The sequence below is a fragment of the Micromonospora sp. NPDC047521 genome, assembly GCF_055587305.1.
Genome location: NZ_JBVJGN010000004.1, coordinates 237,034 through 258,325, shown reverse-complemented (window position 1 = coordinate 258,325; position 21,292 = coordinate 237,034). Strand labels below are relative to the sequence as shown.

The 21,292-nt window shown below is 73.5% G+C and carries 21 protein-coding genes; 11 read left to right on the top strand and 10 right to left on the bottom strand.

The genetic code is table 11. From position 1 onward, the window contains the following. Positions 1-67 precede the first annotated feature (67 nt). On the bottom strand, positions 68-766 hold the full coding sequence (gene trmB, locus ACZ6N8_RS11965; protein WP_466009480.1) for a tRNA (guanosine(46)-N7)-methyltransferase TrmB: 699 nt from the start codon (positions 764-766) through the stop codon (positions 68-70). Between the two features lie 130 nt (positions 767-896). Here trmB and ACZ6N8_RS11960 point away from each other — a divergent pair, with 130 nt between their 5' ends. Both ACZ6N8_RS11960 and ACZ6N8_RS11955 read left to right on the top strand, forming a co-directional pair. Beyond that, positions 897-1,526 (top strand): hypothetical protein, encoded by a 630-nt coding sequence (locus ACZ6N8_RS11960; protein ID WP_466009833.1) that lies wholly within the window; start codon positions 897-899, stop codon positions 1,524-1,526. A gap of 370 nt (positions 1,527-1,896) precedes the next feature. Continuing rightward, complete coding sequence (locus tag ACZ6N8_RS11955) at positions 1,897-2,493, top strand: class F sortase (protein WP_466009478.1); 597 nt, start codon at positions 1,897-1,899, stop codon at positions 2,491-2,493. Between the two features lie 31 nt (positions 2,494-2,524). Here ACZ6N8_RS11955 and ACZ6N8_RS11950 read toward each other — a convergent pair whose 3' ends face one another. The 4 genes from ACZ6N8_RS11950 to ACZ6N8_RS11935 form a co-directional block, all read right to left on the bottom strand. Then, positions 2,525-3,403: an alpha/beta fold hydrolase gene (locus ACZ6N8_RS11950; RefSeq protein ID WP_466009476.1), complete on the bottom strand. Its 879-nt coding sequence runs from the start codon at positions 3,401-3,403 to the stop codon at positions 2,525-2,527. Positions 3,404-3,520: 117 nt separating this feature from the next. Continuing rightward, entirely contained in the window at positions 3,521-3,838 is a 318-nt protein-coding gene (locus ACZ6N8_RS11945; RefSeq protein WP_466009475.1) for an antibiotic biosynthesis monooxygenase family protein, read from the bottom strand. A gap of 18 nt (positions 3,839-3,856) precedes the next feature. Continuing rightward, entirely contained in the window at positions 3,857-4,654 is a 798-nt protein-coding gene (locus ACZ6N8_RS11940) for an exodeoxyribonuclease III (protein WP_387113944.1), read from the bottom strand. Between the two features lie 37 nt (positions 4,655-4,691). After that, positions 4,692-5,612 (bottom strand): proteasome assembly chaperone family protein, encoded by a 921-nt coding sequence (locus ACZ6N8_RS11935; RefSeq protein WP_364371555.1) that lies wholly within the window; start codon positions 5,610-5,612, stop codon positions 4,692-4,694. Positions 5,613-6,034: 422 nt separating this feature from the next. Here ACZ6N8_RS11935 and ACZ6N8_RS11930 point away from each other — a divergent pair, with 422 nt between their 5' ends. The 3 genes from ACZ6N8_RS11930 to ACZ6N8_RS11920 all read left to right on the top strand — a co-directional run bounded on the left by ACZ6N8_RS11930 (position 6,035) and on the right by ACZ6N8_RS11920 (position 7,941). Beyond that, a complete protein-coding gene (locus ACZ6N8_RS11930) occupies positions 6,035-6,883 on the top strand; it encodes a peptidase M23 (RefSeq protein WP_466009473.1) in 849 nt (282 codons plus the stop codon). Positions 6,884-6,989: 106 nt separating this feature from the next. Next, complete coding sequence (locus ACZ6N8_RS11925; protein WP_167517487.1) at positions 6,990-7,136, top strand: hypothetical protein; 147 nt, start codon at positions 6,990-6,992, stop codon at positions 7,134-7,136. A 49-nt stretch (positions 7,137-7,185) separates the two neighbouring features. Beyond that, the gene (locus ACZ6N8_RS11920) at positions 7,186-7,941 is read left to right on the top strand and encodes an EcsC family protein (RefSeq protein ID WP_466009471.1); all 756 of its coding nucleotides are present in this window, start codon (positions 7,186-7,188) and stop codon (positions 7,939-7,941) included. A gap of 14 nt (positions 7,942-7,955) precedes the next feature. Here ACZ6N8_RS11920 and ACZ6N8_RS11915 read toward each other — a convergent pair whose 3' ends face one another. After that, positions 7,956-8,807, bottom strand: coding sequence for a GDSL-type esterase/lipase family protein (locus tag ACZ6N8_RS11915; RefSeq protein ID WP_466009469.1), 852 nt, complete (start codon positions 8,805-8,807; stop codon positions 7,956-7,958). A 191-nt stretch (positions 8,808-8,998) separates the two neighbouring features. Here ACZ6N8_RS11915 and ACZ6N8_RS11910 point away from each other — a divergent pair, with 191 nt between their 5' ends. From ACZ6N8_RS11910 to ACZ6N8_RS11890, 5 genes are read left to right on the top strand one after another with little or no spacing between them, the layout of a single operon-like run. Beyond that, positions 8,999-9,262, top strand: a complete 264-nt coding sequence (locus tag ACZ6N8_RS11910; protein WP_466009467.1) for a DUF6343 family protein — start codon at positions 8,999-9,001, stop codon at positions 9,260-9,262. Between the two features lie 12 nt (positions 9,263-9,274). After that, complete coding sequence (locus ACZ6N8_RS11905) at positions 9,275-10,690, top strand: NADP-dependent succinic semialdehyde dehydrogenase (protein WP_466009465.1); 1,416 nt, start codon at positions 9,275-9,277, stop codon at positions 10,688-10,690. 42 nt (positions 10,691-10,732) lie between these two features. Continuing rightward, entirely contained in the window at positions 10,733-11,698 is a 966-nt protein-coding gene (locus tag ACZ6N8_RS11900; RefSeq protein ID WP_466009463.1) for a TIGR03885 family FMN-dependent LLM class oxidoreductase, read from the top strand. A 37-nt stretch (positions 11,699-11,735) separates the two neighbouring features. Then, a complete protein-coding gene (locus tag ACZ6N8_RS11895; protein ID WP_387113958.1) occupies positions 11,736-13,307 on the top strand; it encodes a Na+/H+ antiporter in 1,572 nt (523 codons plus the stop codon). Next, positions 13,304-13,561: a UBP-type zinc finger domain-containing protein gene (locus ACZ6N8_RS11890; protein WP_466009461.1), complete on the top strand. Its 258-nt coding sequence runs from the start codon at positions 13,304-13,306 to the stop codon at positions 13,559-13,561. Before ACZ6N8_RS11895 ends, ACZ6N8_RS11890 begins: the two co-directional genes overlap by 4 nt. A gap of 124 nt (positions 13,562-13,685) precedes the next feature. Here the strand turns inward: ACZ6N8_RS11890 and ACZ6N8_RS11885 are convergent, their stop codons facing one another. The 3 genes from ACZ6N8_RS11885 to ACZ6N8_RS11875 form a co-directional block, all read right to left on the bottom strand. Then, positions 13,686-14,693 carry a DUF222 domain-containing protein gene (locus ACZ6N8_RS11885; RefSeq protein ID WP_466009459.1) on the bottom strand — a complete coding sequence of 336 codons (1,008 nt, stop codon included), beginning with the start codon at positions 14,691-14,693 and terminating at the stop codon, positions 13,686-13,688. Positions 14,694-14,792: 99 nt separating this feature from the next. Then, positions 14,793-15,062, bottom strand: coding sequence for a hypothetical protein (locus tag ACZ6N8_RS11880; protein WP_466009457.1), 270 nt, complete (start codon positions 15,060-15,062; stop codon positions 14,793-14,795). A gap of 76 nt (positions 15,063-15,138) precedes the next feature. Next, positions 15,139-17,748: a glycoside hydrolase family 9 protein gene (locus tag ACZ6N8_RS11875; protein WP_466009456.1), complete on the bottom strand. Its 2,610-nt coding sequence runs from the start codon at positions 17,746-17,748 to the stop codon at positions 15,139-15,141. A 246-nt stretch (positions 17,749-17,994) separates the two neighbouring features. Between ACZ6N8_RS11875 and ACZ6N8_RS11870 the strand changes: the two genes are divergently transcribed. Beyond that, complete coding sequence (locus ACZ6N8_RS11870) at positions 17,995-18,720, top strand: PP2C family protein-serine/threonine phosphatase (RefSeq protein ID WP_364371513.1); 726 nt, start codon at positions 17,995-17,997, stop codon at positions 18,718-18,720. 10 nt (positions 18,721-18,730) lie between these two features. Here ACZ6N8_RS11870 and hrpB read toward each other — a convergent pair whose 3' ends face one another. Beyond that, positions 18,731-21,283, bottom strand: coding sequence for an ATP-dependent helicase HrpB (gene hrpB, locus ACZ6N8_RS11865; RefSeq protein WP_466009454.1), 2,553 nt, complete (start codon positions 21,281-21,283; stop codon positions 18,731-18,733). Between the last annotated feature and the right edge of the window lie 9 nt (positions 21,284-21,292).

Sequence of the window (21,292 nt, the reverse complement as noted above, 5' to 3'; positions counted from 1 at the left end):
ATGGTGCCTGGATCATGCCCCGGTACGCCAACCCGGCCCCCGCCGGACCCCCGTCCGGGCCGGCGCGTCACCGCCGGCGGTAGAGCAGATCGGCTACCGGCCGTCCGGCCGTGATGGCCCGTCGCTCGAACTTCGTCACCGGGCGGTGCGCCGGACGCGGCGCGAAGCCGCCGTACGCGTCCACCAGCTCCGGGTCGGCGTCGAGGGTCTCCCGCATCGCCTCGGCGTACTCCGCCCAGTCGGTGGCGCAGTGCAGCGTGCCGCCGGGCGCCAGTCGGGACCGCAGCAGCGCCACGTGCGCCGGCTGGATGATCCGCCGCTTGTGGTGGCGGGCCTTGGGCCACGGGTCGGGAAAGAAGATGTGCACGGCGTCCAGGACACCCTCCGGCAGGCCGCTGACCAGCTCCAACGCGTCCCCCTGGGCCACCCGGACGTTGCCCAGCCCAGCCCGGTCCACCAGGTCGAGGAGGTTCGCGATTCCCGGCGTGTGCACCTCCACCGCCAGATAATCTCGATCCGGGTCAGCGGCGGCCATCACGGCGGTGCTGTCGCCCATCCCCGAGCCGATCTCCAGCACCACCGGCGCTCGGCGACCGAACAGCTCGGCCAGGTCGACGGGCTCGTCCGACACGTCCAGGCCGTAGCGGGGCCACAGCCGGTCCAGCGCGTCGGTCTGCCGGCCGCTCATCCGGCCCCGGCGGGGGTGGAACGTGCGGATCGTCCGGCTCGCGGGCGGGACGGCGGGGTCATGGTCGGTGGCGGTCACAGCGACCCGAGCGTACGCGACGCCGCCGGCGGATCGGATGTGATGTGCGACCGGAAATGAGAGGATCCAACTGGTACGGCAGGCCGGGCGGTCCGCTGCCCGGCACGCCCACCCGGCGTCGAGAGGGGGCATCGTGACAGTGACCCGCGGCGGTGTGACCCTGTCGGTGCTGATCGTCCTGGCCGGCCCCCTGCTGGCCGCCGCGCCCGCGTCCGCCGCGCCCGCCCCGGCGGCGGTTGTGCCGGTGGCCGCCGTGGCAGTGGCTGTGGCGCCCGCGGTGGCCGCGCCTCAGCCCGGAGGGCCGAGCGGCCAGCCGCAACCCAACCCGCCTGTGGACATCTTCGTCGAGGTGAGTCCCAGCACCGTGCAGCCCGGCTACCTGGTCGGCATCCGGGCCAGCTGCCGGGACAACTCGGTGGGTGCGACAGTCGTCTCCGACGCGTTCGGCGCGATCGGCGTGCAGCCGCAGAACGGCCTGCTCACCGCCGCGCCGATGGTGCGGGACCGCACCCGCCCCGGCAACTACCGGGTCAAGCTGGAGTGCCGCGACGGCGAGACCGCCTCGACAATGCTCCAGGTGGTCAAGAAGGTGCCGGCGTACCCGAGTCGCGGCCCGGCCACCGGCTTCGGCGGCGGCGCCGACGGCATGACCGGCAAGCTGCTGCTGCCCGGCGGAGCGGCGTTGACAGTCGCCGGGCTGATCCTCGCCATCGTTGCGCTGCGCCGGCCACGGACCGTCCGAGCCGCCGCGCGCCGCTGAGCCCGCCATGGAGATCTTCCGTCCCACGCCGCCGCCGGCCGGTTCACGCCCATCGCCCACCGGACGTCCCGCGTCGCCGCACGCTGGCCCACGCTCATCGCCCACGGGTCGTCCCGCGTCGTCGCCGCCCGCTGGCGCGCGTCCGCCGGCTGCGGGCCGCCCCGCGCCGCCCTCGAACGGGGTACGACTGCCCGTGGACAACGGCTGGCCGGACTCCGACGGCCCGCTGGATCCGGACCGCCCGCCAGGGGCCCCACGTCCGGCGGGGGCCGCACGTGCAGCCGGGGCCGATCGCCCGGCGGTTGCCGCGCGTCCGCCGACCGCCGTCGCGCCCCGGCGTAGCCGTCCGCCCGGCCGGAGCCCCTGGTCGGTGCCGCTGGCCGTGGTGCTGGTGCTGGTCGGCGTCTTCGCCACCGGGGCGGGGCTGGGCCGCTCGGTCGGGCCGTTCGACCTGGCCCCGGCCGGGGGTGACCGGCCGGCCCGCAGCGAGTCCGTCGGGCTGTCGGCCAGCCGCCCGGTGCGCCTCACCGTCCCGGCGATCAAGGTGGCCGCGCCTGTGGCACCGGTCGGGCAGGCCCGGGACGGCTCGATCGCCGTACCGCCGCTGGAGCGGCACAACGAGACCGGCTGGTACGACCGCGGGCCCACGCCCGGCGAGCCCGGCCCGGCGGTGATCGTCGGACACGTGGACACCAAGAGCGGCCCGTCGGTCTTCTACGACCTGGGCAAACTGAAGCCCGGCGACCTGATCGAGGTGGCCCGGGCGGACCGGTCGACGGTGGTCTTCACTGTCGACACCGTCGAGCACTTCCCGAAGGACCGGCTGCCCGCCGAACGGATCTACGGCCACGACGGGCCACCCGGTCTGCGCCTGATCACCTGTGGCGGCCAGTTCATCGGCGGCCGGACGGGCTACGCCGACAACGTGATCGCCTTCGCCAGCCTCCAGTCCTCCCGCAGGCCCTGAGGCGGGCCGGGGCGATGGGGCAGCCCGGTTGTCAGCTCAGGAAGTCCAGGAGGTGGCGGGTGGTCTCGTCGGGTGCCTCTTCCGGGATGAAGTGGCCGACCGGGACCGGCTCGCCGCGTACGTCGTCGGCCCACTCCCGCCAGATCGCCAGCGGGTCGTCGTAGAGCTTCGCGACCTGACCGCGTTGACTCCAGAGGAACAGCAGCGGGCAGGCGATCTTCCGGTTCCCCCGGTCCGCCTCGTCCTGCTGGTAGTCGAGTGTCGCGGCGGCGCGGAACTCCTCGCAGATCGCGTGGACCGTGTCCGGGTCGGTGAACTGCCTGACGTACGCCGCCCGCACCTCGGACGGGAAGACGTCGGTCACCTCGGGCCAGGTGTCGAGCATGAAGTCGACGAGCACCGCCGGCGCCGCGTCGATGAACCGCTCCGGCACCGGGGCCGGAGCCGCCAGGAAGGACCAGACCCAGTAGGAGAGGCTGAACGCCCGGTCGGCGCGGTTGTAGACGTCACCGACCGGGACGACGTCCATGACGGCCAGCCGGGAGACGGCGTCCGGTTCGTCGAGCGCGAGGCGGTAGGCGCAGCGGGCCCCGCGATCGTGGCCGACGACGTGGAACCGGTCATGACCGAGGCTCCGCATCACCTCGACCTGGTCGCGGGCGATGGCCCGCATCCCGTACGGCTCGTGGTCGGCGGTGCTCGGCGGTGCGCTGCTGTCACCCCAGCCCCGCAGGTCGGTGGCGACGACCGTGAAGTGCTCGGCGAGCCGCGGCGCCACCCGATGCCACATGAGATGCGTTTCGGGGATGCCGTGCAGGAGCAGGACGGGCGGCCCGTCTCCGCCGCGTCGTCCGTGGATCGTGCCGCCGGACGACGCGGCGATGTCGAACTCGTCGAATCCGTCGAACATGGCCGGAATTCCCCCGCAGCCGACTGACGACCGGCTACCGCCGGGCCCACTGCGACGCTATCAGCCGATAAGACCGGACTGGGCCGATTGTGGTGGGGACGCCGGTGGCGACACCGCCTACGGCTGGGGGACGTGCAGGGCCACCTCGAACTCCAGGAGGCTGGCGCCGTTGGCGACCGGCGGGCGGGGCTTGTCGCCGGGCGCGGTGGCGTGCGCGGCGCGCGCGGGACCGGCGGCCCACGCCTGGTACGCCTCCTCGCTCTCCCACTTCGTGTAGACGAAGTAGCGGGTCTCGCCGGCCACCGGCCGGAGCAGCTCGAAGCCGAGGAAGCCGGGGGAGTTCTCCACCGCGCCGGCCCGGGCGGCGAACCGCTTCTCCAACTCGGTGCCGGCGCCCGGCGGAACGTCGATTGCGTTGATCTTCACGACTGCCATCTGTCCACCCTAGCCAGCTCAGAACGCCTCGACCGCGGGCACCAGGTCCGCATCGACCACGATCGGGGCGTGGTCGGAGGGGCCCTTGCCCTTGCGGGCCTCGCGGTCCACGTACGCCGAGCGGACCGCCCGGGCGAACGGCGCGGAGGCGTACACGAGGTCGATCCGCATGCCCTTGTTCTGGTGGAACATGCCGGCGCGGTAGTCCCAGTAGGTGAACGGGTGCGGCCCCTTCATCGGGGTGGGCACCACGTCGGCGAGGCCCAGGTCGCGCAGCGCCGCGAGGGCCGCCCGCTCGGCCGGGGTGACGTGCGTGGAGTGGGTGAAGACCGCAGGGTCCCACACGTCGGCGTCGGTGGGCGCGACGTTGAAGTCGCCGCAGACGGTCACCGGCAGCCCGGCGGCCAGTTCCGCCTCCAACGCGTCCCGCAGCGCCGCGAACCAGGCCAGCTTGTACGCGTAGTGCGGGTCGTCGGGTGTGCGCCCGTTGGGCACGTACACCGACCAGACCCGCACCCCGTCGCAGGTGGCGGAGATCGCGCGGGCCTCCGGCTCGGGAAAGCCGGGCTCACCGGCGAACCCGACCCGGACGTCGTCCAACCCGACCCGGGACAGGATGGCCACCCCGTTCCAGCGGCCGTCGCTGTGGCTGGCCACCGTGTAGCCCAGCTCGCCCACCTCGGCCACCGGGAAGGCGCCGTCCGGGCACTTGGTCTCCTGGAGGCAGACCACGTCCGGCCCGGTGCCGGCCAGCCACTCCAGCAGCCGGGGCAGTCGGGCCTTCACCGAGTTCACGTTCCAGGTCGCCAGGCGCATGACTCCAGCCTGCCGCATCCGCCGCCCCGGCGCCGGGTCAGCTGCCCGGGGTGTCGCCAGGACGGGTCTGTTCGGCCAGGAAGCGTTCCAGCTCCGCGCCGAGTTCGTCGGCGGTGGGCAGCGGTCCGGCGTCCGCGGCGAGCAGGTTCTTCTCGCCCCGACCCCGGGCGAACGTGTCGTACTGCTCCTCCAGGGCCTGGACCAGTGCGGCTGCGTCCTCGGTCTGGGCGACCTGCCGGTCGATCTCCACCCGGACCACCTCGGCGGCCGAGCGGAGCCCCTCGCCGGGCAGCAGCAGCCCGGTGCTGCGGGACACGGACGTGAGCAGCACCTCGGCGGCGGCCGGGTACTCGGTCTGCGCCACGTAGTGCGGCACGTGGGCGGCGAAGCCGAGCGCGTCGCGGCCCTGCTCGCCGAGGCGGAACTCCAGCAGGTGACCGACGCTGCCGGGCACCTGGACCCTTTGCAGCCAGGGCTCGTACCCGGCGATCAGCTCGGGGCGGGTGGCGTGGGCGGTCACCCCTGTGGGCCGGGTGTGCGGCACCGCCATCGGGATCGAGTTGAGCCCGACGGTGAGCCGGACGTCGAGTCGGGCGGCGAGCCCGGCGACGGCCGCCACGAACCGTTCCCACTGCAGATCCGGCTCGGGGCCGGTGAGCAGCAGGAAGGGGGTCTCGTCGTCGTCGTGCAACAGGTGCAGTTCCAGCTTGGGCGCGTCGACGGACTCCCAGTGGTCCTCCACGAAGGTCATCACCGGCCGTCGCGAGCGGTAGTCGAAGAGCTGGTCCACGTCGAAGGTGGCGATCGGCCGGCCCTCCAGCGAGGTGAGGAGCTGCTCGCGGGCCAGCCGGCTGGCGTTGCCGGCGTCCACGAAGCCGGTGAGGGCCTGGATCAGGACCGGTTGCCCGAGGTCGGGCAGGTCGTCGGTGAGCTGGTAGAGCTCGTGTGGGTCGAGCACCGGTGCGGACCTCCCTGGAATGTGCCTACTCGGATGCCGACGCGACGGACGGCACCCGGTTCGGGCAACGTACCCGCCATCCTGGTGCATTCCTGCTTCGGGCGATCCGTCGCCCGGCGGACGCGCGTGACCGGACCAATCACCCGATTACGCCATCGGGCGGTCCGGGTCGCCTGAACGGTGGAGTGGGGGTTCGGCCCAAAGGCCGAGTTTGTCGATCATGTCAAGGTCCGGGGTCCGATGTCCCTGCCTGTCGCCGGCCGTGCCGGCCTGCGTGCCCCGCCTGCTTCATCCGGTACGCGAGGTACGTTCCCCGGGCGGTTCGAGCCACCCCGGTCGTCCACCAGCACACCCCGGATCTGTGGCAAGCGCCACGTGATCACCGTGCGTGATCGGCGTGTCCGCCTGCCTAGCCTCGGCTGATGCGTGACGACGGCACCCTCGACGACCCGTACGCCCCGAGCAGCCCCACTGCCGATATGGAGGACAGCACCTCAACCGAACGGACAACCACCGCGAGTCGCCTCCGGGCGTACGCCCGGGACCTGACCGGACGCCGCCGGGTGCACGTCGCCCTGGCTACCGGCGTGGTGTGCTGCCTCGGCCTGGCCGCGGTCGCGCAGGTCCGTGACGACGGTGCCGGCCCGGCCCGGACCGACTCCCTCGCCGGCGGCGCGGAGTTGGTGCAGCGTGCCGAGCAGCAGACCGCCTCGCGCGGACTCGAGCGTTCCGCCACCCCGTCGACCCCCGCGGCCACCCCGTCGTCCGCCGACCCGGACACCACGTCGCCGGCCCGCAAGGCGGCCTCGGCGCGCCCGACCGACCCGGCGCCCGTCGCCGGCCTGGACGAGGACCAGATGGAGAACGCCGAGGCGATCGTCCGCGCCGGGCGTGACATGGGCGTCCCCCGTCGTGGCCTGGTCATCGCGGTGGCCACCGCCATGCAGGAGAGCAACCTGTACAACGTGGCGAGCGGCGTGCTGCCCGAGTCGCAGAACTACCCGCACCAGGGCGTCGGCTGGGACCACGACTCGGTCGGGCTGTTCCAGCAGCGCTCCAGCAGCGGCTGGGGGCCGGTGGGCCGGCTGATGGACCCGGAGTTCGCCACCCGACAGTTCCTCTCCGCCCTGGAGCAGGTGCCCGGCTGGCAGCGGATGCGGCTCACCGACGCCGCCCAGGCGGTGCAGGTCTCCGCGTACCCCGAGCACTACCAGAAGCACGAGTGGCGGGCCGTGCGGGTCGTCGACGCCATCGTGCCGAGCGGGCGGTAGCCTACCGACCACTATGGACGGTGAGGGTTGAGCCTGTCGAGTCCCGGGTACATCCGTTGCGGGTTCGGGGTACACATGACTGAGGGATCATCGACAGGAGGACGTTATGTCACTGATGCAGCGGATCAGCGCTTTTCTGAGATCACCCAAGGGGCAGCAGCTGGTCGACCGCGGTCGGCGCGAGATGGCCAAGCCCGCCAACCAGCAGAAGCTCAAGGGGTTGGCGTCGCGGTTCTCCAACCGTCGCCGCTGACCGCCCCGTCGGCCGTCCTGCCCGCCGTACCCACCCCTGGGGAGCCCCGGTGACCGACACTCCGCCCGTCGGCGGCCAGCCCGCCGCGCCCACCCCCCAGCCCTCCGTCGGCCCGCCGGACGGGCCCACGGAGGCTGTGGAGGGCCCGCCGGCCCGCCTCTGGGACCGGATGCGCGACGATCCGCAGTACGCCCCGGAGCATCTCGCCCTGGAGGCGGTACGCCGGCTCGGCCCGGAGGCCGCGCAGTGGGCCGGTCGCGCCCGCGCCGAGCAGCCAGGCGTCTCGGCCGACGCGCTCGCCGACCAGGCGGCCCGCAAGTTCGTCAACCTGGCCCGCCTCTCCGGTGCGGTGTCCGGCGCGGCAGGGTTGCCCGGGGCCGTCCTCGACGTGGGTGTGCTGGCCTGGACGCAGGCGCGGATGGTGCTGCACATCGCCGCCGCGTACGACGTCGACCCGCTGCACACCGACCGGGCCACCGACCTGCTGGTGCTCCAGCGGGTGCACAAGGTCGCCGAGAGTGCCCGCCTGGCGCTCGGCGTCGCCGCCGGCCGCGAGCGTGCCGACGCGCTCTTCGGGCTGGGCGGGCACCGCCCACTCGGCCGGGTCATGCTGCAACTCAGCGTCCGGCTCGCCCGGATGGCAGGCGTGCGGGCGGCCAAGAGGATGGTCGCCAAGGTCATACCCGGCGCCGCCATCGTGCTGGGCACCTGGGCCAACTCGTCGGCCACCAAGGAACTCGCCGAGCGCTCCCGGGCGCTCTACCGTCCGCGCGGCGTGGGCCTGCCGCCACCTCGCCGTCCCTGACCGGCCCGCCGCGCTCAGTCGGCGAGACCGGAGGAGCGCCAGGTCACCTCCGCGAGTCGGCCCTGCCCGTTGACGTTGGGGTGGAACCAGTCCAGCGGATTCAGCATGTCCAGGGTGAAGCGCACCCGGTGCACGGCACCGCCGTCGTGCCGGCAGCGCGAGCCGTACGCCCGGCACGCCGCCACCAACTCGGCGTTGTACGCGTCGATCCGGTCCCGCACGGCGGCTCGACGGCTCCGGTCGGCGGGCGCTGTCGACGTCGCGTTGGCCAGCAGGGCCGGGCACACTCCACGCCGCCAGGCGCGCGTCGCCCGCGAGTCGCCGTGCCCGACCTCCCAGAGCCGGTACAGGTCGGGGATGCTCACCACCAGCACCCGGGCCTTGGGTCGGCCGGTCCGCAGAGCCCGCAGGCCGCGGTCGACGTCGGCGCGGAACTCGGCCACCTGTGTCATGGCGTCCACCCCGCCCCGGCACACGTCGTTGGCGCCGATCAGCACCGTGACGTAGTCGGCGCGGTCGCGTACCGCGGCCTTCGCCTGCCCTTCCAGGGCGTCCGCGCGGGCGCCGGGACGGGCGTGGTTGTAGGCCCGGCCGCGGATCGACGGGTCCTGGTCGAGCAGTCGCCGGTAGTGGCTGCGCACCCGCAGGCCGTCCCCCGTGGACCAGGAGTTGCGCTCGCAGGAGGTGAGCACCAGGCAGGAGGCGAAGCCGGTGCTGATCGAGTCGCCGAGGGCGGCGATGCCGCCCGGGCCGCCTGGTTGCCCGGCGCTCCTGGTGGGGCGGGGCGCCGCCGAACCGCCTCCCTCGCAGGCCAACGCGACAAGCGCCGCGAGGCAGGCCAGGGCGGCGACCCAGCGTCGAGGCATGACGTCTCCCGTTTCCGCAGCGCAGAGCGACAGCCTGGTAACTCTATGCGTAGGACGTGGTTTGTCGGGAAGGTGCTGTCGGGTATGCGGCAGACTGCCGCCGCCGGCGTCTCTCGACTGCTATAAGGCCGCCCGGTACGGCCCGGGCTCCGTACCGGTTAACTCCCCCGATCGGGGGTAGATCGGGAGGTATGACGAGATCGCAGCCCCGGCGTGCCCGCGGCACGGTCGGCCACGCGAACAGCGCGCTGAACCTCCGCCTCGCCCTCGCCACCTTCGGCCTGGTGATCATGGTGATCTTCGCGGTGCTGGCGTTCTGGGCCGGCATCGCCTGGCTCGGCGTGGTCTGCGCGCTCCTCGCAGTGGTCGCCGTTGTCGACCTGGTCGTGATCCAGCGCCGCCGCGCCGCCCGCCGCCGCGAGGAGCCGGGCGTACGACACTCGTTGTTCGAGTGACAGGAGGACGAGATGCCCCACATCGCCACCACCAACCCCGCCACCGGTCAGGTGCTCAAGACCTATGAGGCGATGTCCACCGAACAGCTCGACGCCGCCATCGAGCGGACCCACCTCGCGTACCGGCAGCTCCGGGCGACCACCGTCGAGCAGCGCGCCGGGTGGATGAGGGCGGCGGCCGACCTGCTCGACGCCGAACGCGACGAGATCGCCCGGATCATGACCACGGAGATGGGCAAGACGTACGCGTCGGCGCAGGCCGAGGTGACCAAGTGCGCCACGGCCGCCCGCTTCTACGCCGACAGGGCGCCGGCGTTCCTCGCCGACCAGCCGGCCGACGCCGACGCGGTCAAGGCGACCCGGGCGTTCATCCGCTACCAGCCGATCGGCGTGGTGCTCGCGGTCATGCCGTGGAACTTCCCGCTCTGGCAGGTGATGCGCTTCGCCGCGCCGGCGCTGATGGCCGGCAACACGGGCCTGCTCAAGCACGCCTCGAACGTGCCGCAGACCGCGCTTCTGCTGGAGGACGTGTTCCGGCGGGCCGGGTTCCCCGAGGGGGCGTTCACCACCGTGCTGGTCGGCTCGGACGCCGTCGACCGCATCCTCAGCGACCCCCGGGTACGCGCCGCGACGCTCACCGGCAGCGAACCCGCCGGCAGGTCCATCGCCCAGATCGCCGGCCGGGAGCTGAAGAAGACGGTCCTGGAACTCGGCGGCAGTGACCCGTTCGTGGTGATGCCCTCGGCCGACGTGGACCGGGCCGCCGAGGTGGCCACCACCGCCCGCTGCCAGAACAACGGGCAGTCCTGCATCGCCGCCAAGCGCTTCATCGTGCACACCGACGTCTTCGACGCGTTCGCCGAGAAGTTCGCCGCGAACATGGCCGCGCTGCGCGTCGGCGACCCGATGGACCCGGACACCGACGTCGGCCCGCTGGCCAGCGAGCGGGGCCGCGACGAGGTGCACGCCCAGGTGCGGGATGCGGTCGACAACGGCGCGACGGTGCTCTGCGGCGGTGAGCTGCCCGGCGGCGACGGTTGGTTCTACCCGCCGACAGTGGTCACCGATCTCACCCCGCAGATGCGGATGTGGTCCGAGGAGGTCTTCGGCCCGGTCGCCGGCCTGTTCCGGGTGTCGTCGTACGAGGAGGCCATCGAGGTCGCCAACGGGACCAACTTCGGGCTCGGCTCGAACGCCTGGACGCGGGACCCGGCCGAGCAGGAGCGCTTCGCCACCGACCTGGACGCCGGGAACGTCTTCGTCAACGGGATGACCACCTCGTACCCGGAGCTGCCGTTCGGCGGTGTGAAGAACTCCGGCTACGGGCGGGAGCTGTCCGAACTGGGCATGCGGGAGTTCTGCAACACCAAGACGGTCTGGGTGGGTGAGGGCGCCGCCTCGGCTGGCGCGGGGGCGCACGCCGAATAACGCATGCGTCAGGCGCCCGCATCATGGGTAGGAAGTGCGCCCATGACGCAGTTCGGGTTCCACGCCTCGCATGAACAGATCGGTCCGCGCGCCCTGCTGGAGGCGGTGATGCACGCCGAGCGGGCCGGCTTCGACGCCGCCATGTGCTCGGACCACTTCTCCCCGTGGAGCGCGCGGCAGGGCGAGTCGGGCTTCGCCTGGTCCTGGCTGGGCTCCGCGTTGCAGGCCACCGGCATGCCGTTCGGCGTGGTCAACGCACCGGGCCAGCGGTACCACCCGGCGATCATCGCGCAGGCCATCGGCACCCTCGGCGCCATGTACCCGGGTCGGTTCTGGGCGGCGTTGGGCACCGGTGAGGCCAGCAACGAGCACATCACCGGCGACGCGTGGCCGCGCAAGGACGTCCGCGCCGCCCGCCTGCGCGAGTGCGTCGACGTGATCCGTGCCCTGCTCGCCGGCGAGGAGGTCAGCCACGACGGCCTGGTCCGGGTGGACCGGGCCCGGCTGTGGACCCGCCCCGAGGAGCCACCCGCGCTGGTCGGCGCCGCAGTCAGCGTGGCCACCGCCCGCTGGTGCGCCGAGTGGGCGGACGGCCTGATCACCGTCAACGCACCGGTGGCCCACCTGCGCGAGATGATCGACGCGTACCGGGACGCCGGTGGCCGTGGCCCCCTGCACCTGCAGGTGCACGTCTCCTGGGCGGCGGAGCAGGAGCAGGCCGAGGCCCTCGCGTACGACCAGTGGCGCAGCAACGTCTTCGCCCCGCCGGTCTGCTGGGACCTGGAGACCGTCGAGCACTTCGACGTGGTCTCCGCCGACGTGCCCGCCCAGCGGGTCGCCGACGTGGTGAACATCTCCTCCGACCTGGGCCGGCACGTCGGCTGGCTCGAGGAGTACGTGGAACTCGGCTTCGACCAGATCGCCCTGCACCACGTCGGGCAGGAGCAGCGCGGTTTCATCGACGCGTTCGGCGCCGAGGTGCTGCCGAAGCTGCGCTCGGCCGGCTGATCGGACGCTGCTGGGCGTACCCCTAGGCTCGTACCCCATGGAAAGCCTGTTTCCGGTCGTCGTGTTCCTGGCGATCGCCACCCTGGGCGCCGCGCTGGCCCGCCGGTTCGGCCTTCTCGCGCCGATCGTGCTCGTCGTCCTCGGCCTGGCGCTGTCGTACGTGCCGGGCTTCCCGCAGGTCGAACTCGACCCCGAGCTGGTGCTCGTCGGCATCCTGCCGCCGCTGCTCTACGTCGCCGCGTTGGAGACGTCGGTGCCGGCGTTCAAGACCAACATCCGGCCCATCCTGCTGCTCGCGGTGGGCCTGGTCCTGTTCACCGCGTTCGTGGTCGGGTTCGTGCTGCACCTGTTGCTGCCGCAGCTGCCGTTCGCGATCTGCCTGGCCCTCGGCGCGGTGGTCGCCCCGCCCGACGCGGTGGCCGCCACGGCGGTCGCCCGCCGGGTCGGCCTGCCCCGCCGGGTGGTCACCATCCTGGAGGGCGAGAGCCTGGTCAACGACGCCACCGCGCTGGTGCTGCTGCGGGTCGCGACGATGGCCACCATCGGCTCGGCGGTCGGCACCACCGAGGTCGCCGTCGAGGTGCTGCGGGCCACCGGCGGCGGCATCCTGATCGGGGCGCTCGGCGCGCTGGCCTTCGGTTTCCTGCACCGGCGGATCACCGACCCGCTACTGGACAACGCGCTGTCACTGATCATCCCGTTCGCTGTGGTGTTCACCGCCGAGCACCTGCACGCCTCAGGTGTGGTCGCGGTGGTCGTCACCGGCCTGGTGCTCGGGCACAAACTGCCCCAACTGCTGTCGGCGGCGTCCCGGTTGCAGATCGGCGCGTTCTGGCGGCTGGTCCGGTTCCTGCTGGAGGGCCTGGTCTTCCTGCTGGTCGGGCTCCAACTGCGGGAGGTGCTGCACGACCTGGACGAACCGGTCGGCTCGATCCTCCTGACCACTCTCGCGGTGCTCGCCGCCGTCTTCCTGACCCGGTTCGTCTGGCTCTTCCCGGCCACCTACCTGGCCCGGCTGGTCCCGCGGGTCCGCCGCCGGGACGCCCGGCCGTCGCCCAAGGTCCCGATCATCATCGGCTGGGCCGGGATGCGCGGTGTGGTGACCCTGGCCGCCGCCCTCGCGCTGCCGCTGACCCTTGCCGACGGCGAGCCGTACCCGAGGGCCCTGTTCATCTGGTTGGCCTTCGCGGTGATCGTTTTCACCCTCGTCGGTCAGGGCGCCACGCTGCCGCTCGTCGCCCGCCGGTTGAAACTGCCGCAGGACGACCCCGTGCAGGACGCGCTGTCCGCCGCCGGTGTGCAGCAGCAGGCCAGCCGCGCAGCCCGCGAGCGCCTCGACGAACTGGCCGACAGCGCCCCGGAGGCGGTGGTGGACCGGCTGCGCCGGGCGTCGGAGGACCGCACCAACATGGCCTGGGAGCGGCTCGGAGGGGCCGAACGGGAAACCCCGTCGCAGGCGTACGGTCGGTTGCGACAAGAGATGATCGACGCCGAGCGGGAGGTGTTCCGGGCTGCCCGGGACTCCGGTCGGATCCCTGAGGAGGTGCTGGTGCAGGCCTATCGTGACCTGGACCTGGAAGAGTCGTTGCTGCGGGAGGTCGAGAAGTGAGCTGTCAGCACCTGGCCGAGGCCGGCGCCGCCGAGCCGCGTACCCCCGACGAGTGCGCGGACTGCGTCGCCATCGGCGACACGTACTGGGTGCACCTGCGTACCTGCCTGACCTGCGGGCAGGTCGGCTGCTGTGACTCGTCGCCCAACCAGCACGCCAGCAAGCACTACGCGTCCACCGGTCACCCGGTGATCCGGTCGGCGCAGCCCGGCGAGGCCTGGCGCTGGTGCTACGTCGACGAGGAGATCGGCTGACCGCTGGCCGGCAGCGGCTGGGCGCGGTTCGCGTCGGGTCAGCGGTGGCACGGCCAGACCGGTCCGGCCAGCAGCCCGGCCAGGGTCAGCCAACCGATCGGAGCTGCGCCGAGGATCAGCCAGGTCAGCACCGCCGGCTCGGCCGCGCGGGCCAACCCGGCGAGCCGTGTGTCGACCCCCTGGTAGGCGCCGCACGGAGCTGCTGGCCGAACAGGAGCAGGTGCCGCTGGCGTACTACATGAGCCTGTGCCTGATCTCTGCCGGCCAGGACATGGGCTGGGCTCCCGCCCCGGCACCCCTGGTGGTCGGGAAAGCGGAGCGTAAGGAGCGCGTCAGTCGGCGCGTACGGGCCTAGCACGTAAGGCGGTGCCCCGTTTAACGCCCAGCGCCTGGATCCGCCGGCTGGCGACGCCAGAGGATCACGTTCGTCGGTGGTAGTGGTTGCGGCGGGGGACCTGGTTGGGGTCGAGCCAGGCGGGTGGGAGGAATTCGGGGTGCCAGTCGCCGCCGATTCGGGGTCGAGGATGCCGGTGAGGCTGAGCCGGCCGTTGGGCTGCTCGCTGACGGTGAGGTGCCGGTCCCGGCCGGCCCGTGACTCCTGTGCCCGCAGCGCGGCCTCGGCCGCCGCGTCGGCGATCTCCGGGGCGACGTGGTCGAGGATGCGGGTGCCGAGTTTGCGCAGCAGGGCGGCATCGAACTGCGCCGCCCACTCGACGAGAACTCCGACAGCCTTGTCAGCCGCCTCCGCGCCGGCGCTGGCGTGGACGGTCTCGACCGTGCCGGCGATGATCTTCACCTGCTCCAGGTCGACCAGCCCGCCGGCCAACGCGTCCCGCACAGCGGGCGGGGCGGTGTCGAGCGTCGCGGCCAACTCGACCAGGCGGCGGGTCGCGCCGACACCGAGGTGCAACCGGTCACGGAGCCACACCGCCGTCGAGGACGCGCCCTGCGTCGTCGCGGTGCCGCGGCCGTCCAGCTCACGCACGAGGCTCAGCTTGACGGCGGCGAGGCGCTGCTCCAGGCGGTGGGTGGCATCCAGCGCCGCCACGAGATCGCGCTCGGAGGCGGCCCAGGCCGCCGTGTCGAAGCAGGCCGCTACGGCAGCCTCGGCCTGCTCCAACGCGTCAATCACAGTCATAGATTAGAACGGACGTACGACAACTTCTGTCGGTTGGGCGCCCGCGCCGGATGGCGGTGGGTGACAGGCTCCGGATCAGCGCGCGGGATCGCGTCAGGGCGCTCCGCCGGAGTCACTTGCGACGCCGCTGTTGAAGGCCTGGTTGTCGTCTCCGCCGTACCCCTTGCCGCGCATGGTGCCGCGGCGTTGGCGGCGCTGATGGTGGCCGCTCGCCGCGATCGCCTGGCGCGCCCGGCGCATCGTCTCGTCGGCTCCGGCCGGGGCGCGACGCCTGCGCCGTGCACGGACCAGCAGCGCGGTCACCAGGAGCACGGCGAGCAGTAGGGCGGCCACCCCGACCAGGATCCAGACTCGTCCATCCATGTTCGCGATGGTAGGTACGTGGGTCCAGCCGAGCTGGTGGCCGCCCGGGGGGAGGGCGGCCACCAGCCGTGCGTGCTCAGGACAGCGAGCAGGGCTTCCCGTTGACGGTGATCAGGCCCGGGTTCGGGTTGGCGCCGCCGGAGGTCGTCGCGTTGAAGCCGAACGTCACAGTGCCGCCGGGAGCGATCTTGGCGTTGTGCGACTCGTTCTTCGCGGTCACAGTCGCGCCGGACTGGGTGATTTTCGCCAGCCACGCCTCGCGGACCCGCTGGTCGCCGGTGAACGCGAAGCGCACATTCCAGCCGTTGACCGCCGTGGCACCGGTGTTGCGGACGGTCAGCTGCGCGGTGAACCCGGTGCCGCCCTGCCAGGCGCCGTAGTTCTGGTAGGCCACCGAGCAGGTGATGGCCGGCACCGCGCCGGCGTCACCCTGGTCGGCCAGGAACGAGGCGATCCACGCCAGCGCCGAGTTCCAGTTGATCGCCACCTCGTTCGTCGAGTACGAGTTGATGTCGTCGACGTAGCAGAACTGGGGCGCGCAGCCGGTCAGCAACTGCGCCACGAACGGGTCCTGCAGGGCCGCGTTCGCGCCACCGGCGAGGGAACCGTCCGGCGGGCGGGGCATGCTCGGGTCGAGCTGGTGGCCGAAGATGCGGCTGTGCTGGTTCTGCGCCGCGTGCTCGCCCCAGCCGGTGACGTAGGAGATGTTCAGGGCGTTACGGCCGAAGATGTAGTCCATCGCCTGCACCGCCCCGTCCCGGTAGACCGGGTTGCGGGTCAGGTCGAACGCGGTGGCCAGCACCACCGCGTTGTTGATGATGTTGCTGTTGCCGCCCCAGAAGTAGCTGTTGGCGTCACCGGGCATCGGCAGCCCGTACGCCTGGCGGCGCAGCTCGGCGAGGTACGCGTCGGCGGCTGTGGTGACCGAGGAGCGGATCCGGGTCAGCTCGGCGGCGGGCAGCCCGTTCGGCACGGTGGCCAGGTCGAGGCGGCCCAGCGCGGCGACGCTCTGCCAGCCGAAGCCGCGGGCGTCGAACACGTCGCCTGTGTGGTGCGGCGAGGCGGTCAGGTCGGCCAGGTAGGTAGGCGCCCCGGTGGTGAGGTACAGCTCGGCCGCCGCCCAGTAGAACTCGTCGGTGACGTTCGTGTCGTCGTACGCGCCGCCGCCGGTGCCGTCGGTCGGGCTGGCGTACACGGCGGGGTGGGCCTTGGCCGCGGCGTAGGCCGTCTTCGCGGCGGTGCCGCAACGGGTCGCGAACGCCGCGTCGTACGGCGCGAAGAGCCGCGCGCACTGGGCGGCGGTGGCGGCCAGGTTGAGGGTGGCGGCGGTCGACGGCGGGTGCAGCTCGCGCGGCTGCGGGTCGTCCTGCGGGGCGAGCGGAAGGCCGGTCCAGTTCTGGTCGTGGATCTTGTGGTGGACCATCCCGGCGAGCGGCTTGCCGGCCGGCACCTGCATGCGCAGCAGGAACTCCAGCTCCCAGCGGGCCTCGTCGAGGATGTCCGGCACGGCGTTGCCGCGCTCGGGCACCCGCAGCGTGCCGTCTGCGAGCCGCGCGCCGCCGGCCGCGGTGGCGGCCGTCTTGGTCCGCTCGAAGGTGTTCAACAGCTGGTAGGTGGCGATGCCGCCGTTGACCACGTACTTGCCGTGGTCGCCGGCGTCGTACCAGCCGCCGCGCACGTCGAGCGAGTAGTCGCAGACGCCCGGCTGGCAGGGCACGTTGGTGTCGCCCTTGTTGGGGGCGACGCCGAGGTGGCCGGCGGGGCGGGCGTACTCGTCGCCGATCAGGTCCCCGTCGATGGCGATGCCGCTGCGTTGGGCGTAGAAGAACTGCAACGAGTCCGAGCGCAGCTGGTCGTAGAGCGTGCCGGAGATGTCGAACGGCCTGCTGGTCTCCCCGTCCACGGTGAGCGTCAGCCCGGTGCCGGGGGTGCGGTAGCTGGAGAAGTCGACCGAGTGCACGTTCTGCCCGGAGGCGGCGTCGACACCGCGTGCGGTGGTGGTGCCGCTGGCCACGACGGTGCCGGCGCCCGACCGCAGCTGCCAGGGCAGCGGTTCGGTGGCGTCGGTGACGACTGTGGCGTTCTTCGGCCCGCCGGGCAGGTAGCCGACCTGGTTGACGCGGACCCGCGGCCCGGTGTCCGGCACGTACGGCTCGGGCGGCTCGCCGCCGCGCAGCGAGACGTCGTCCAGGCAGATGGTCTGCGTCTCGGGGGAGCCGCCGACCTGGAAGATCAGTTGGGCGTTCGGGTTGTCGTCCGGGACGGTGAAGGTCTGCTCGACGCGCTGGGCGGTGCCGGTGGCGGTGGCGTCCACTGCGGCGTACGTGGTGTACGGGGCGCTGCCGAGTTGGAGCACGGCCTTGACCGCCGCGCCGGGGGTGGCGGAGACGGCGAAGCCGAGGGTGTACTCGGCGCCGGCGATCAGCGGTACGCCGTCCTGGCCGATGCCGGCGTCCCACGGGTTGGCCAGCCCGCCTGCGACACTTGTGCAGAGCCGCCCGTCGGTGACCGCGAGCGCGCCGGTGCCGAAGGAGAACCAGGGGCTGACGCCGGCGCTGAAGTCGCCGTTGTCGATCTGTTCGGGGGCGTCCGGTGGGGGTTCGGCGTGGGCCGCGCCGGCGCCCGCGCCGGTGAGGGCGAGGGCGGTCGCCGCGGCCAGCAGGAGGCGGCGTCGGGGTGTCGTCACGGGGAGTCCTTCCGGGACCGGGGGTGGGACGGTGGCGGTACGACCTGGGAGCGCTCCCAGCTATCGGCTCGATGTTTCCAGTGGGGATCCGCCGTGTCAATTGATCTGACTGGATGGGTTTTGCCGTGCCACAAGGGCAGCCTCGCGGTGACGCGCCGACCCCGAGACGTGAGATTGACCGCGCCACGCGCCGTCGTCGTGATCTCCTAGAGACAACTGCGCCCTTCGCCTGGCAGGCTGCCTCCCATGACCCTGAAGCTGCGTTCCGTGGGAACGAGCGACCGTGGGCTGATCCGTAGCGGAAACCAGGACGCCCTGCACGCCGGGACCTGGCTCGTCGCCGTCGCCGACGGCATGGGCGGGATGGCCGCCGGTGACCTCGCCAGCGCCCTCACCATCGACGCGGTCGCCCCGCTCGACGTGGAGACGCCCGAGGACGCCCTGGTCGCCGCGCTCCAGGGCGGCATAGCCCTGGCCACCGCGAGGATCCGGCAGGCGGTCGCCGAGGATCCCGAGCGTCAGGGCATGGGCACCACACTCACCGCCCTGCTCTTCGCCCGTACCGGCAGCTGCCTGGCCCTCGCCCACGTCGGCGACTCGCGGGCGTACCTGTTCCGCGAGGGCGTGCTCAAGCAGGTCACCCGGGACGACACGTTCGTCCAGCTGCTGGTGGACCAGGGCGTGATCACCGCCGACCAGGCCAGCAGTCACCCGCGCCGGGCTGTCGTCACCCAGGCGTTGCAGGGCGAGGAGGTCTCCCCGTCGTACGCCACGATGGTGCCCCGCGCCGGTGACCGGTGGCTGCTGTGCAGCGACGGCCTCTCCAACGTGGTCCGTCCGGACACGCTCGCCGAGGTGCTCGCCGACTACCCGGACCGGGCCGCCTGCGTCGGCAAGCTCATCGACCTGGCGCTGCACGCCGGCGCACCGGACAACGTCACGGTGGTGGTGGCCGACGTGGTGCAGGAGTGACGCCGCGCCCTCAGCGCCGGCGCGGCGTGACCCGGCGGGTGGGCGTCGCCGTTCCCGGGTCCTCCGGCCACGGATGCCGGGGGTAGCGTCCGCGCAGCTCCGAGCGCACCTGCGGGTACCCGCTGCGCCAGAAGGAGGCCAGGTCGGCGGTGACCGCGACCGGCCGTCCGGCGGGGGAGAGCAGGTGCAGCAGCACCGGCACCCGGCCGTCGGCGATGCGCGGAGCCGCCGGCCAGCCGAACGTCTCCTGGAGTTTCACCGCCAGCACCGGCGCCGCCGGGTCGGTGTAGTCGACCCGGATCCGTGAGCCGCTGGGCACCTCGATCCGCTCGGGGGCCAGCTCGTCCAGCCGGGCCGCCTGCCGCCAGGGCAGCAGCCGGCGCAGCGCCGAGGCCACGTCCACCCGGGCCAGGTCCGCGCGCCGCCGGGCGGCGGCCAGTTCCGGGCCGAGCCAGGTGGGGGCGGCGTCGAGCAGTGCCTCGTCGCCGACGTCCGGCCACTCGTCGCCGAGGTGGTGCCTGCTGAACGCCAGCCGCTCGCGCAGGGACCGGGCCGCAGGCGTCCAGGACAGCAGCCCCACCCCCTCCTGGCGCAGCCCGGTCAGCAGCGCCCCGGTCACCTCGGCGCGTTCCGGGCGGTCGATCCGGCGCTGGAGCAGCTCGATCGCGCCCAGCCGGGTCACCTCCCGGGCCACCACGTCCCCCTCGGACCAGCCGACCTCCCGCCGGGTGGACAGCAGCGGGCCGGCCGCGTCCCGGGCGGTCGCCTCGTCCACAGGCGTGGCCCGGCGGATCCGTGCCGACGGCGCGCCGGGGGTGCGGTCCGCGACGGCGACCGCCAGCCAGTCGGAGCCGACAAGCGCCGACCCGGCCGCCAGCTCCGCGGCGGTTCCGCCGGTCATGAGGTACGCCGAGCCGCCCGGCCGCCGCGCCCGCGCCAGCCGTTCCGGGTACGCCAGGCCGACCAGCAGCCCCGCGGCGAGATCGTCGGTGAGCCCGGCCCGTCCGCCGGTCTCCGGGCCGCGCGCACCGGCCCGGCCACGGCCCTCAGTCGGGGAGTCGACGGGCAGCGCGGCGCGCAGCCGTCGTACCTCGGTGCGCCAGCGGGCGGTCGCTCCCGCGTCGGCGCCGGCACGCAGGCGGCGCCAGCTGGCGACCAGGTCGTCGCCGGGACCGGCGGCGCTCTCCTCGGCGAGCAGGGCCACCACCTCGGCGGCACGGTCCGCGCCGACCCGGCCCGCGCCGTCGAGCAGCGCCCGCGCCAGCCGTGGGTGCGCGCCCGCCGCGGCGATCGCCCGGCCGCGCGCGGTGATCCGGCCGTCCGGCTCGACCGCGCCCAGGGTGACGAGCGTGTCCCGGGCCACAGTCATCGCCGCCACCGGTGGCGCGTCGGGCAGCGCCAACCCGACGCCGTCCGGCCGGCCCCAGGCGGCCAACTCCAGCGCGAAGCCGGTCAGGTCGGCGGTGGCGATCTCCGGCTCGGCGCGGGCGGGCAGCCGTTCGTGGGTCGCCGCGGACCAGCACCGGTAGACGGACCCGGGGGCCTCCCGGCCGGCCCGGCCGGCGCGCTGTGTGGCGGCGGCCCGGGAGACCGGCACGGTGACCAGCGCGCCCAGCCCCCGGGCCAGGTCGACGCGGGGCACCCGGGACAGCCCGGCGTCCACCACGACCCGCACGCCCGGGACGGTCAGGCTGGTCTCGGCCAGGGCGGTGGACAGCACGACGCGCCGCCGGTCGGCCGGGCGCAGGGCGGCGTCCTGCTCACCGCCGCGCTGACGGCCGTGCAGGGGCAGGAGCGCGACGGCGTCCCGCAGGTCGGCGAGCCGGCCGCTGACCGCCGCGATCTCGCCGGCGCCGGGCAGGAAGACCAGCACGTCACCGTCGTGCTCGCGTAGCGCCCGCCGGACGGTGGCCGCCACGTGGTCGAGCAGGGCCCGGTCGACAGGTCCCGCTCCGGGCGGCGCGACCGGCCGCGGCGGCGGCGCCCAGATCCGCCGCACCGGGTGCAGCGCCGACTCGGCCCGTACCACCGGGGCGGGGACGTCACCGCCGAGCAGCGCGGCGAACCGGTAGGTGTCCGGGGTGGCGGACATGGCCAGCAGCCACAGGTCCGGCCGGAGGGTGGCCCGGGCCTCCACAGTGAACGCCAGCGCCAGGTCGGCGTCGAGGTGCCGCTCGTGGCACTCGTCGAGCAGCACGGCGCCCGTACCGGGCAGCTCCGGGTCCTGGTGCAGGCGGCGGACCAGCAGGCCGGTCGTGACCACCTCCACCCGGGTGGACGGACCGACGCGGCGCTCGCCGCGGACCGCGTAGCCGACGCGTTCGCCTACCCGCTCGCCGAGCAGCTCGGCCATCCGCCGGGCGGCGGCGCGGGCCGCCACCCGCCGCGGTTGCGCGATCACCACCCGACCGGTGACCCGGTCGGCCACGGCCAGCGGCGCGAGTGTGGTCTTGCCCGTGCCCGGCGGCGCGACGAGCACCCCGGCGCCGGCCGCGTCGAGTGCCGCGACCAGCGCCGGCAGCACCGGACGGACCGGCAGGTCAACTGTTACGTCGGAGAGCACGGCCCAGTC

What these genes read in the sequence shown, in the direction of transcription:
- ACZ6N8_RS11950 (WP_466009476.1), bottom strand. Translation starts at nt 3,403, where the DNA reads ATGTTCGACGGATTCGACGAGTTCGACATCGCCGCGTCGTCCGGCGGC.
- ACZ6N8_RS11945 (WP_466009475.1), bottom strand. Translation starts at nt 3,838, where the DNA reads ATGGCAGTCGTGAAGATCAACGCAATCGACGTTCCGCCGGGCGCCGGC.
- ACZ6N8_RS11940 (WP_387113944.1), bottom strand. Translation starts at nt 4,654, where the DNA reads ATGCGCCTGGCGACCTGGAACGTGAACTCGGTGAAGGCCCGACTGCCC.
- ACZ6N8_RS11930 (WP_466009473.1), top strand. Translation starts at nt 6,035, where the DNA reads ATGCGTGACGACGGCACCCTCGACGACCCGTACGCCCCGAGCAGCCCC.
- ACZ6N8_RS11925 (WP_167517487.1), top strand. Translation starts at nt 6,990, where the DNA reads ATGTCACTGATGCAGCGGATCAGCGCTTTTCTGAGATCACCCAAGGGG.
- ACZ6N8_RS11915 (WP_466009469.1), bottom strand. Translation starts at nt 8,807, where the DNA reads ATGCCTCGACGCTGGGTCGCCGCCCTGGCCTGCCTCGCGGCGCTTGTC.
- ACZ6N8_RS11910 (WP_466009467.1), top strand. Translation starts at nt 8,999, where the DNA reads ATGACGAGATCGCAGCCCCGGCGTGCCCGCGGCACGGTCGGCCACGCG.
- ACZ6N8_RS11905 (WP_466009465.1), top strand. Translation starts at nt 9,275, where the DNA reads ATGCCCCACATCGCCACCACCAACCCCGCCACCGGTCAGGTGCTCAAG.
- ACZ6N8_RS11900 (WP_466009463.1), top strand. Translation starts at nt 10,733, where the DNA reads ATGACGCAGTTCGGGTTCCACGCCTCGCATGAACAGATCGGTCCGCGC.
- ACZ6N8_RS11895 (WP_387113958.1), top strand. Translation starts at nt 11,736, where the DNA reads ATGGAAAGCCTGTTTCCGGTCGTCGTGTTCCTGGCGATCGCCACCCTG.
- ACZ6N8_RS11880 (WP_466009457.1), bottom strand. Translation starts at nt 15,062, where the DNA reads ATGGATGGACGAGTCTGGATCCTGGTCGGGGTGGCCGCCCTACTGCTC.
- ACZ6N8_RS11870 (WP_364371513.1), top strand. Translation starts at nt 17,995, where the DNA reads ATGACCCTGAAGCTGCGTTCCGTGGGAACGAGCGACCGTGGGCTGATC.